At 43.7% G+C, this 13,110-nt stretch carries 2 protein-coding genes; both read left to right on the forward strand.

Annotated features, from left to right (window positions below; all coding sequences use genetic code 11):
- Nucleotides 1–16 precede the first annotated feature (16 nt).
- Nucleotides 17–5,728, forward strand: coding sequence for a type I polyketide synthase (locus K3G25_RS02995; RefSeq protein ID WP_104678969.1), 5,712 nt, complete (start codon nt 17–19; stop codon nt 5,726–5,728).
- Nucleotides 5,728–13,110 carry an SDR family NAD(P)-dependent oxidoreductase gene (locus K3G25_RS03000; protein ID WP_232489732.1) on the forward strand — a complete coding sequence of 2,461 codons (7,383 nt, stop codon included), beginning with the start codon at nt 5,728–5,730 and terminating at the stop codon, nt 13,108–13,110. The genes K3G25_RS02995 and K3G25_RS03000 overlap by 1 nt, the downstream gene beginning before the upstream one ends.

Consider the following 13,110-nt stretch of genomic DNA (forward strand, 5'->3'; position numbering starts at 1 on the left):
AAAAGGAATGAGACAGGTGGCCAGTAATCAAAACTATCAGTTCACATTAACAATTAAACATACGGACTATATTGTCAGGGATCACCGGGTGCATGGCACCCGGATTATACCCGGTGTCACATTTTTAGATATGATATACCGTATGGCGCTGAGCAAAGGTTTGCCTATTGAAGAACTCGAGTGTCAGAATATTTTGTATTTGGAACCTGTAGCAACATCGGATACCTTTGACAGAGAAATCCGCATCCGTTTTCAGGGATTGGAACAGGGATGGGAAATTCAGGCGAAGAGCAGAAAAGTAAAAGATGACTGCATTCTGGATGAAAGCTGGGATGAGAATATGAACTGCAGGCTCATGCCGAAAATCCCGGAAAGCATGAGTTCAATCAATATTGATGAAATCAAACATGCCTCCGTCCGTGAAGCCGATATGGAGATATGTTATGACTATTTAAAAAAGGTTGATATAGAGCATTTTGAATTTATGAAGAGTTTGGGGAAGGTTTATGCGTCTGACCATTCTGTACTTGCAGAGTTGACGCTCAGCCAAATTGCCAATCAATATACCGGCTATTTTCAATTGCATCCCACTTTTCTTGATGCGTCTACCATCATATCGATCCTTTATCAGGCATGTCCCGAATATTTTACACAAGGATCTCCGGCAAGCCGGATGAAAACGTATATTCCCATTCATATTGAATCTTTCCGTATGACGAAGCGCCTGGAAGACAGGTGTTATGTGTACATAGAGAAGCAAGACCAAAATCATGATTCAGGGGATGTCATCCAAGTAAGTTACGGTTTGTACGATGCACACGGGGAGATGATCGCTTATTTTACGCGGCTGTCTGTGAAACATATTCGCTCAAAAGATTTAATTGAAAACCTGAAGCAGACTCGTTTGGAAACTGAAGCGGCTTCTCAGCCAAAAGACAGCCTGATCAGAAAAGATTCAATCATAAATCGAAGCGAAAGCATCGAGACACACCTTAAAGAATTAATATCCGGGGTTTCAAATATAGATCTGCGTGACATAAGGACAGACATTGGTTTTTATGAACAGGGCCTGGATTCAGCTTCTTTGCTTGCCATTGTCAAAGAACTTGAAAACAAAACAGGGGAACAGCTCTATCCTACACTCCTGTTTGAGCAGAAAACGATCCGGGAACTCGCCGCGTATATTAGAGAAAATCAAAAAATGTCCAGTTATTTCTTAACGCGAAATCTACCGGCTGAAAAGCCTGACTTGAAAGAAAGTAAGAACGAAAATCTTTCCGCTCTTATAACAGAAGGAGACATTCAGCAGCTGATCGCAGATATCAAAGGGACTGCCCCTGAAACACTCTCTGTGGTAAAAGGTTTTTATGAACAAGGCCTCGATTCCGTAACACTTATGCAAGCCGTAAAGGCATTGGAAGAGAAAACAGGCAGGGAACTGTACCCTACTTTATTGTTTGAGTATCCGACGATTCAAAAACTTGCAAACTATTTTGCAGAGAGCGGCGAAAAGACTTCCGTTGACAAAGACCTCCCTCTTCATCATGGAGAGAATCATACGGCTCTGACCTATCTAACGCCGCATTGGAGACAAAAGGCTGCCGCTTGGGACCCGAATTGCGGAAATAAAAAGAAAAGAACATGCCTGCTGTTTCAATATGACAGAGAGCTTTTTCATTTTATGCGGGAAAATGCTGAAAATGGATTCGAAAATACACAGATCATTCTCGTTTTATCAGGGAATCGTTTCTCCTATCACGGAGACGGTGTTTATGAGATAGATCACAGGGAGGAAGCTCACTTTGACAGGCTTGCAGCTGATCTGAAAAAAAGGGGGCAAATGCCCGACACCGTGGTTTACGGGTGGCCGGAAGGGTCATTTGCCGGCCCGGAAAAAATAAGTGAACAGCTTTCTAAGGGGGCTTACCCGCTATTCTTTTTCAGCCGGGCATTGATGCGCAGCAAGGCGGAAAAAAAGGTTGTATCGCTTTTCCTTTATCCGGCGGATCATAAAAATGATCAGCCGCTTTATGCTTCAGTCCATGGCGCAGGGCAGTCTATTTTGCTTGAGAACCCGAAACTGGCCCTTAAGACAATCGGGATATCAGTTTCAGACAAGTCATCGTTGCCGGAACTTACAGCTGAAATCATCAGAGTCGAATCTACGGAAGCGCATCCGGGAGAAACCGATCTTTATTATGAAAGAAATGTGCGCTGGGTCCGTGCCTTACGGGAAGCGGAACCGGCTCAAAACTCAGGTTTCTCCTTTAAAGAAAACGGAGTATACATGATTACAGGAGGGGCCGGCGGCTTAGGCCTTATATTTGCAGAACATATCGCAGCCCAAACGAAAGCCAATATTATTTTAGCGGGCCGTTCTGAACTTACGGAAGACAAAAAGAACAAAATCAGCCGAATGAAAGCAGGCGGTTCTTCGGTTCAATATATAAGAGGTGATTTTTCAGATAGCCGCGATGCAGAGCGAATCATAAAAACCATAAAAAGGCAATTCGGAGAAATCAACGGTGTGATACACAGTGCCGGTGTGACGCACGACGCTTTATTGATTCAAAAATCAAAAGATGAAATTCAGGAAGTGATCGCTCCGAAAATAAATGGGACGGTCTTATTGGACAGCTTGCTGCAAACCGAACCTTTGGACTTCTTTGTGATGTTTTCATCAAGCAGCTCGATGTACGGGAATATCGGACAGACGGATTACGCATTGGCCAACCGGTTCATTGATCTTTTCGCTGAGTGGCGTGAAGGAATGAGGCGGAAAAAAGAACGCTCCGGCGTCTCAGTAGCCATCGGCTGGCCGCTATGGGAAGACGGCGGCATGAAAGTGGATAAACAAACTGAAAAATGGATGAAACAAAAAATCGGTATGGTTCCCCTTAGTAAAACCAATGGGATCAAAGCTTTTCAAGATTCACTCTCTCTGAACGCATCACAGCTGATCGTGTTTGAAGGTGACAAAGAAAAATTAGAATCTGCACTTCAAGATACCTTCATAGAGGATGAAAGCCATGAGATCCAAATAAATGAGAAAGCTGATACAAGGCATGGTGACATTGCCATTATCGGATTAAGCGGGAAGTATCCGATGGCTGAAGACTTATCTCAATTTTGGGAGAATTTAAAGAGCGGAAAAGATTGTATTACAGAAATCCCGCCTGACCGCTGGAATATGGATGATTTCTTCAGCGAAGACAGAGATATGAAAGGGAAGTCTTACAGCAAGTGGGGAGGTTTTATCAGCGGAGCCGATCAATTTGATCCGCTTTTCTTTCATATTTCCCCAAGGGAAGCAGAACTTATGGATCCCCAGGAAAGGCTCTTTTTAGAAACGGCCAAAAATTGTTTTGAAGACTCAGGGTACCCGAGAAACATGCTGGAAAAGATGAAAGTCGGTGTATTTGTCGGTGCAATGTGGGGCCAATATCAACTATTTGAAGGGGAAGAAAACGGAGCGGCTTTCTCGCCGGCTTCCGTCTATTCTTCAATAGCCAATCGGGTGTCTTATTATTTTCATTTAAAAGGTCCGAGTTTGGCTCTGGATACAATGTGCTCTTCATCACTGACCTCTATTCATTACGCATGCCAAAGCATACATTGCGGAGAGAGCGATATGGCATTAGCCGGCGGAGTGAATTTGTCAATACATCCGAATAAATATAAGTTCCTCAGTATGGGACAGTTTCTATCAAGTGACGGCAGATGCCGGAGTTTTGGAAAAGACGGAAGCGGTTATGTTCCCGGTGAGGGAGTCGGAGCCGTATTGTTAAAACCATTGAAAAAAGCAATAGAAGATCAAGATCAAATATACGGTGTGATTAAGGGAAGCGCCGTTAACCACGGAGGAAAGACGAGCGGATATTCCATACCGAATCCGGATGCGCAGGCGGAGGTCATTTCAGAAGCGCTTCGTAAAGCTGACATTGATCCGAACACCGTCAATTATATTGAAGCGCATGGAACAGGGACGTCATTAGGCGATCCGATTGAAATTCAAGGACTGAAAGATTCCTATCAATTGAACCATCCTTGCGCCATCGGTTCGGTGAAATCAAATATCGGACATTTAGAATCTGCGGCAGGAATCGCTGCGGTAACGAAAGTGCTTCTCCAAATGAAGAATAAGCAGCTTGTTCCTTCTCTGCATTCCGATATTGTTAATCCGTTTATAGATTTTGATCAGGTTCCTTTTCAAGTGCAGCGGAAAGCGGCTGAATGGAATATTCCGCAAAACAGCAATGCTGTTCATCCTTTGAGAGCCGGGGTAAGCGCTTTTGGGGCAGGAGGGACAAACGCGCATCTTATATTGGAAGCGTATGAGCCGCCAAAAGCTTTTGATCATCAAAGCGGCCGAGTGATCTTTGTTTTATCGGCTCAAGACAAACAACGGCTGATAAAATATGCAAAGGTTATGGCTGATTTTCTATCAGAAAATGAATCGAAGGATAACAATCATAAACTGCGTCTTCAGGATATTGCCTATACACTTCAGACGGGACGCGATCATATGGAAGAACGGCTGGCGATAGTGGCAGATTCCGGGCAGGTCATTGCTGAAGAGCTTTCAGCTTATATCAGGGGTGAAAAAAGCAGCTTGAGCCATACCGGTCATACATTCGAATCAGAAGTTCACAATGAAATGCCTCACGTTTGTTCAGATTACGCCGAAGCAGCATCCAAATGGGTAAATGGAAGAAAGATAGATTGGGAGACTTTTGAGGTGAATCGGAATGCTCGCAGGATTTCTATTCCGGGACAACCGCTGATCAAACAGCGGTATTGGATAGCGGAAAAAGGGGACGCACTTGCTTCAGCGGATGTGAGTAAGCCGGGTCACCCTTTCTTGGGGAGTAACACGTCCGATTTTAATCAGTTCAGTTTCACGAAAAAAATCAGCCGTAATCATCCGTTTGCACTAAGTCTGTCTGAAGGAAACGTGTCCTTTTTCCCTTATGCATCTTTGGCTGAAATGGCTATCGTCAATGCAGCAGAGGCATTTGGACAACCAGTTCATACATTGACTGATTTATTGTGGACCGAAAGCATGAACGGAATGACTGATATACGGGAACTGATGATTACGCTGACGCCTGAGCGCGGCTTTGCGCGATTTGAGATATATGCAAACACAAAAAATGAGAATAAAGTACGTCTTGCCAGGGGAAATGCGCATATTGTTAAGCCTGAAAGCGGTATGCTTCCTGAAGCGCTTGATATTGCTGAAGTCAAATCAGAAATGACTGAACATCCGGCTGAAGCACCTTTTGTCATTGAATCAGCGAAAAACAGTGATGGAATGCTGTCGCTTCATTCATTGCCGGATGAGCTTTATGCAAAAAGAGAGAATTTTACGATCTCTCCTGAAGCGCTTGAGTCCGCGATTCAAGCCAGTGCGTTTTTTGTCAGCGGAGAAACCTTCCCGGAATTGATCGGAATGGGAGCGGCGGATGTCTATCAGCCTCTCGCTCAAAATTTTTATGTCTATACTCAAAAAGAGAACCGGCAGAACAGCCGTGATGTAACGTGTCATATGACATTTACAGATGGAAACGGAAGCATTCTGGCAGAGTGCAGAGATGTGAGATTCAGGTATGGTCATGAAAAAGACACTGTTCAGACGGACGATGAACTCATTCGTCTCCTGCGTCAATTGGAAACCAATGATATTGATCAGAAGGCTGTATTGAAACAATTAATGGGGGAAGAATGATGAACGGAAAACGTGAACAAATCAGCGATATTCTTGATCTGATTCAAACAGGACAAATGTCGGCTGACGAAGGCTATGCCCGTGTGACATCCATTCAGAATCAAAAATCACGGGCATCGAACCATCCGCTTTTTTATTACAAGCCGGAATGGACAGAATCGTTCATTCCGAATAAGAAGAGCGTACCCTTGACGGGATTGCTCCTGATTTTTGCAGAAAATGAACGGCAAATACAAGAATTGAGCGGTTTGTTTAAGGGCTGTACTCTCTTGTTTGTCATCCGTGGAAAAGAATTTGCTGTTTTACATGATGATACGATTTGTATGAACCACGTGAAAAAACACGATTATCTAAAGCTGTTCCGATACATTCATGATCATTATCAGCTGCCCGAAAAGATTCTTCACTTGTGGTCTGATTCTCAGGCTGACATGAGTAAAGGAGATATACAGAAACAATTGGAAAACGGATTTTTTTCTCTTCTGTATATTACACAGGCGCTGATTGAACTAAAATGGAAAAAGATAATAAAGCTGACGCATATTTTTCAAACAGAGAATAAAGAACAACTGCCGCTGCATCATGCGCTCGGCGGATTGGTGAAAACCGTTCACCAAGAACACCCCAATTTTCACTATCAGATTATCAATATCACGCAATCAGAGGGTGCGGGAGCCGCTCTTCCAGCAATAGCGGACATATATCAGAGAGAGTGTGACGAAAAACGGGATATCCATTTTGAAGTGCGCTATGAAAACGGCAGACGTTTTACGAAAAGCTATAATAAAGCCGGCTCATTCGATTTAACTCAGCCGCTGAAACATCATGGGAATTATCTGATTACAGGAGGCCTGGGCGGTCTCGGTTATATTCTGGCAAAACATCTGTCGGAAAAATGGAAAGCGAATCTCATATTAACGGGGCGCTCTGATTTAACTGAAGAGCAGGAGAAAAAGATCGAATATTTAAGAAGTTCAGGTTCAACAGTTGAATATATCCGATCTGATGTTTCAAAACAAAGTGATGCTGAACGGATATTTGCTTTTGCAAAAGAGCAGTTCGGCACCTTACATGGAGTATTTCACAGTGCCGGCGTACTCCGTGACTCTTTTATCTTAAGAAAGACAAAAGAAGAAATTGATCAAGTCACAGGTTCGAAAGTTTATGGCACGTTGTGGCTGGCGGAAGAAATTAAAAAAATGAAAGTTGAATTACTTGTCTTGTTTTCATCCACATCAGCAGTCTTCGGGTCAGCCGGCCAATGTGACTATGCTTTCGCCAATGCCTTTCTGGATCAGTATGCAGCAGTTATGACCGCAAAAGAGTCTGCCGAAAGGGTAGTGTCAGTCAATTGGCCGCTATGGACTTCCGGCGGGATGAATATTGACGATGAAGGAATATCCTACATGAAACAGGAACTCGGTCTTGACCCGTTAGATGACAGTGACGGAATACAGGCTCTGGAGAACAGCTTGTGTCAATCATCTGAACAGCTGATTGCCCTGAAAGGCCGTAAAGAAAAGATTGAGGATGTGCTGAAGCGTGCCGGCACAATCAGCTTTCATTCAGAGCAGCAGGAAGATGCCGATTTGCAAAACGATGAATTAAGACAAAATATAATCAGTTATCTGAAAAATATAATGTCAGAGGAATTGAAATTACCGGCCTCACTCATAGATGAAAAACAATATCTGGAGAAATACGGCATTGATTCAGTGATGATCATGCGTCTGACCAAAAAGCTGGAGCAAAGTATCGGCAGATTGTCGAAAACATTATTTTTTGAATATCATTCAATATCGCAGTTAGCCGAATATTTCCTGAGTCATCACAGCGAACGAATGATGAAACTGCTGAACCCGGCCGGCACATCTGAACTTGTTTCATATCAAAAAAAGCAAAAAAGAAAACCAGTGGAAACAAAAGCGCCGGTACGCTCTGAAGGAGAAGATTCAAAAGAGCACATTTCGGCCGATCCCCTTTCTGCTGATATAGCGATTATCGGTGTCAGCGGCAGATACCCGGGTGCGGAAAACATCAGGGAGTTCCAGAATGTGCTGATGAATGGACGGGATTGCGTAAGCGAAATTCCTGATGACCGGAAGGAAATGCTGGAGGGAAGCTGCTATAAGTGGGGAGGTTTTCTGAAAAATCCAGACCGGTTTGATCCTTTATTTTTCCGGATATCACCGAAAGAAGCGGCTTTTCTTGATCCTCAGGAACGCCTCTTTTTAGAGACAGTGTACAATACCATAGAGGATGCGGGTTATAAACCTTCAGATCTGACCCGCAAAAAGGTCGGAGTATTTGCAGGCGTCACATATGGAAGCTATCAATTTTTCGGCGTTGAAGAATCACTTAAAGGAAATGAACTGGCCGTCGGGTCTCCATTTTCTGCAATAGCAAACAGAATATCATATTTCTTTAACTTTAAGGGGCCGAGTATGGCGGTTGATACAATGTGTTCATCCTCTCTTAACGCCATTCACTTAGCCTGTGAAAGTATACGAAGAGGAGAAAGCACCCTTGCTGTTGCGGGCGGGGTCAATCTTACGCTTCATCCGAATAAATATACATTATTAAATCAAAGCCGCTTCTTTGCAAGTGATGGCCGGTGCCGTACATTCGGCGAGGGCGGTGACGGTTATGTACCGGGAGAAGGAGTGGGATCCGTACTTTTAAAGCCGGCGGCGGAAGCGGTAAGGGACGGAGATCATATTTATGCGCTGATTAAAGCGACAGCGGTCAATCACGGAGGGAGAACAAACGGTTTTACGGTTCCTAATCCGAATGGTCAGTCTGAACTGATACAGGACGCGCTTCAGAAAGCTTGTATTGACCCTCGTACAATTAGTTATATTGAAGCTCACGGAACGGGAACTTCTCTGGGAGACCCGATTGAGATCACCGGATTAACAAAAGCGTTTCGGGAATTTACGGAGCACACTCAATATTGTTCAATCGGTTCTGTCAAATCAAATATCGGCCATCTTGAGGCCGCAGCGGGAATTGCCGGTTTGACAAAGGTTCTTTTGCAAATGAAACTGAAAAAACTGTTTCCCTCCATACATGCGGAGACGTTGAATCCAAATATTGATTTTAAAGCATCTCCCTTTTATGTACAGCGGTCATTGCAAGACTGGAAGAAACCGAAACTGCAGGAAAACGGAAAAACAGTAACTGTTCCGAGAAGAGCGGGGATCAGCTCATTCGGAGCGGGAGGAACGAATGTTCATATCATTATAGAAGAATATGAAGAAACAAACGTCTCAACAGAACATGTTGAGAACGAACCGCATATTGTCCTGTTATCTGCCAAAGACAATGAACGTCTTCTTGAGTATGCCGAAAACATGAAAGATTTTATTCAACGTTCACTAAGTACTGAAGTAAAGGATAAACAGCCTGATATGAAAGAAAAGGTGTATGAAGTACTCAAACCGTTTGTTTCGGAATTGCTTCATATCCATCCGGAAGAAATTAATATTGCTGATCACCTGAGTGAATTTGGCGTAGGGCCTTTGGAATTAAGCCGGATGGCGGATTTTATTAACGAAATGTTTCATATTGAACTCACGATGTATGAATTAACTGATTGCGCCTCCATTCAAGCGGTTACTGAATACTTATTGAAGGAATATGCCGGAGCGATAAGAAACATGTTCCCGAATGAAGTGATGGAAGCCGGCCAATCGGAAAGCGTTGTTTTACGGGATCTGGCATACACTACACAATCGGGCAGAGAAGCGATGGAGGCCAGAGCGGCGATTACCGGTACCTCTCTTAAAGAAATGAAAGATAAATTATTTGAGTTTTGCCGCGGTGACAAGCAAGTTCCAGGCGTATATGTTAATCAGCAATCAGCAGATGCATTTGCTGAAAAAATGAAGGCGTTAACGGAAGGCAGAGCAGGTGAATTGTTTGTAAAGACCATTATTGAGAACGGTGAAGAGGAAAAGCTGGCTCAATTATGGGTTTGGGGGGCGGATATCGACTGGAAATCTGTTCATCAACATTTACAGCAGCCGGGTAAACGGATCTCAATTCCGACTTATCCGTTTGCGAAAGAACGTTATTGGGTTCCGTCCAGGACTGAGAAGGCAGAGATCCCTCAGCATTCTTTTCAACATCATTTGCAAAAAAAATGGAGGGAGAATCCTTTTGTAAATCCATCCGAAACAAAAGAGTACGGACTGACAGTAGCATTTGTAAATCAAGACACAGAATCAATTGCCCGCACCATTTGTTCGGATATAGATCAGGAGAATCTGATTGTCATAAAACATCACTCTTCATTTATAAAACACTCTGATCAAATGTTTGAGTGTTCTTTATTAGATGAAAACCACGCATACGACGTTATCCGTGAGATCTTCTCGGGCGGTGAGCGGCAGGTCGAAAATATATTTGATTTCTCAGATGTCGGAAACCAGAGTGACAATCAGAACGGCATCCCATATGGTAAATTCTTATTTATACAAGAAATAATTAAGCGGAGTAAAAAGGAAACACCATTATCCATTTTACAAATCACCAATGGCTTGCAGGTATTTAAAGCGGAAAAACCAAAGCTGACGGGGGCGGAATCAGCGGCTTTTCTGAAAGCCCTTTCTGCGGAATACGGCTTTGTTCATGTGAAAACAATAGATATAGACAGCATGAAAGAAACGCATGAGCTGAAACAAATCTTTGAGAATGAAAGGGCGCAATGTACCGGAGAGAATGAAGTATGCTACCGCAGCGGCGTCAGATATGTTCCGTATTTTGAAGAAGAAAGAATCCATACCGGCGGGCCTGTTTCATTTCCTGCGGATAAAGCCATCGTGATTACCGGCGGGACAGGGGGTATTGGCAGAGCAATAGCTGAAGATTTGGTGAAACGGGGAGTGAAAAAACTCGTGCTGACGGGGACGCGTCCATTACCTTTGCGAAGTGAATGGGATCATTTGCTGAAAGAGGGCAGACAGGACGAAAAGACAGTCAGCAATATCAAACTGTTTCAAAGTTTTGAAGAGAAAGGTGTCAACTATCTGTATTACAGCGGTTCTCTCACAAATGAAGAGAGGCTGCGTTCATTCTTTCACCAAGTAAGCATTGAATTTAAAGATATAAGCGGTGTCATACACTGTGCCGGACTGCACAGCGGCGGAAATCCGGCCTTTATTCATAAAAGAATGAGTGAATTTAAGACGGTGTACGGCCCGAAAGTCACTGGACTTCAGAATTTGGAGCGGATTTTTAATAATAGGCCGCTGGATTTCTTTATTCTATTTTCATCAATTGCTGCACAGTCACCCAAACTGTCGAAAGGAATGACTGATTACGCGTCTGCAAACGCATATATGGACTATTTCGCGGCTTATCATTTTCAAAAGGGGAGAACGTATTTCACGTCCATCAATTGGCCGAGCTGGAAAGAAGTCGGAATGGGTACTGTGACGAGTCCTTTATATGATGAATTGGGATTGGACTCTCTTTCCACACGGGAAGGACTGGCGGTTTTGTATCATGCACTGGAGAAAAAATCGGCCAATATCATTCCTATCGTGAAAAAAGGAACAGTGTTTCATGCAGACAGTCTCCTGAATATCAATAAAACCGGCAAGGCTTCATTTCCAGTGCGAAGACAGGAGACTCCCGACACTTTTGATCATTCAGAAGGGCTTGTCAGTGAACTTTCTGCCGTATTTGCCGAGGAATTGAGCATTCCCCTTGAAAAGCTTAACCCAAATACGGATTTTCAGGAATACGGTGTGGATTCTATACTACTTGTCAGCATTATACATCGTATAGAAGCAATGATTCAGAAAAAAATTGACCCTACTGTGCTTCTTGAACACAACACGATTCATGGTCTTGCGGAATATATCGGTAAGACGGCGCCGCCGTTGAAAAAACAAATCGAACAGACTGATTCTCAAAGCAGCAATCAGCATGATATGCAGTCTGTGACGAGCCGAAATACAGAACCGCAGACGGCTTCCTCTGCAAAGATAGCTGTTATCGGAATCGGATGTAAGTTCCCTGGAGCGGCTGATAAAGAGGAATTTTGGGACAATCTGAAAAAAGGGAAGAATCATATTAAAGAAGTACCTGATTCCCGGTGGAATATAGAAGAAAATTACTCTCCGGTGCAGCAAAAGGGAAAAAGCATCAGCAAATGGGGAGGATTTATCAATGGAATCGGCAGCTTCGATCCGGAGTATTTCCGCATGGAAGAGGAGAAAGCCATCCAAACGGACCCGCTGATAAGACATTTCTTAGAAACGAGTGTACAGACTGTACGGGATGCCGGTTATGAAGAAACAGAATTATCGGGAAAAAAAGTCGGCGTATTTGTCGGTTCCAGAATGGGTGGCTACGGTCACAAACTGCCGAAAGAAAGCAGCAGCCACATCGTCGGGCTTAGTCAAAACTTTATTGCTTCACACGTGTCGCATTTCTTTAATTTTCACGGTCCAAGCATGGTTTCTGATACCGCTTGTTCTTCTTCATTAGTCAGCATTCATTTAGCCTGCCAAAGCATAAAAAACGGTGATTCAGAGATGGCGCTGGCAGGAGGGGCGGATCTGCTTTTGGATGAAATTCCTTACCTGATGTTAACAGAAGGAGGAGCTCTTTCGCCGGACGGTCAGTGTTTTACTTTTGATGAAAGGGCAAACGGCTTTGTACCCGGAGAGGGTTTTGGCGCTGTTCTGTTAAAACCGCTCGAGAAAGCGAAAGCGGACGGAGATCGGATATACGGTATCATTGAAGCATCAGCTATTAATAACGACGGTGCGACAATGGGAATTACGACCCCGAATCCTAAGCTTCAAGAGCAGGTTATTCAAGATGCATTTGAAAAAGCCGATATCACTCCCGGATCAGTCAGCTACGTCGAAACTCACGGCACAGGCACGATGATTGGAGATCCGATTGAGCTACAGGCTCTGACAAAAGTATTCCGAAGAGACACAAACAAAACGCAATTTTGCGGAGTAGGAAGTGTAAAAACCAATATCGGACACTTATTAAGCGCTGCCGGAGCGGCAAGTTTCATTAAAGTGATTTTATCAATATGGCATAAGGAAATTCCGCCTACATTGAATTGTGAAACGCCAAATCCCCGCTTTGAATTTGAAAAGTCGCCTTTTTATCCGAATACAGAGCTGAGAAGCTGGAAGGATGGAAAACGGAGGGCGGGCATCAGCGCTTTCGGTTTTGGCGGAACAAACGCCCACCTTTTGGTAAGCGGCCTGGATGATTCATATCATTCCGTCAGAACTCCGCTGCCGCCTGCCGAGTTTGTCAGAAAAGAGTACTGGCCGGATTCAAATCGGAAAAAACAAATCAAACAGAATAAAAAACGGCTTCTTGAAATTATTGATGAAACAGAGTAG

Origin of the sequence: Bacillus sp. FCW2, assembly GCF_021228595.1 — a bacterium.
Lineage (GTDB): Bacteria > Bacillota > Bacilli > Bacillales > Bacillaceae > Bacillus > Bacillus velezensis.